The following is a 533-nucleotide window of genomic DNA, read 5'->3' on the forward strand; positions in this document are numbered from 1 at the left end:
GGCTCTTGTGACGCTTCCGTGGGTGGTTGCTCGCGCCTGAACGGCCACACGCCGCTCCCGCTCTAGGTTTCTGGGTTGTCGAGACTCAGGAACTGCAGAGCGGAGAACGGCGTGCGAAACGCCAGCCTATGGCGTGCCCTGTTGGGCGTCGAGAAGACCGTGATCGAGGATGTCGAGTACGACGAGGACGTCGAGTTCGTCATCGTCCACGTCCGCCCTCAGCGAGCCGGTCGCGGGCGGTGCGGACAATGTGGGACCCGGTCACCGTGGTACGACCGCGGTGAGGGACGCAGGCGTTGGCGGAGCCTCGATCTTGGGGTCATGGAGGTGTTCCTCGAGGCCGACGCGCCGCGGGTGGACTGTCCGACCCACGGGCCTACCGTCCGTCAGGTGCCCTGGGCCCGCCATAGCGCTGGGCACACGCTGGTGTTCGACCAGCAGGTCGCTTGGCTGGCGACACAGTGCTCGAAGTCCGCGATCACCGAGCTGATGCGGATCGCCTGGCGCACCGTCGGCGCGATCATCACCCGCGT

Annotated in this window: 1 protein-coding gene; it reads left to right on the forward strand. The window is 67.2% G+C overall.

Features of this window, described 5'->3' with window-relative positions:
* Positions 1-111 precede the first annotated feature (111 nt).
* Positions 112-533: helix-turn-helix domain-containing protein (locus tag ACYQ0U_RS22790; protein ID WP_459976166.1), on the forward strand; the 422-nt coding region annotated here is incomplete at its 3' end.

It is taken from the genome of Nocardioides pyridinolyticus, from assembly GCF_054653575.1.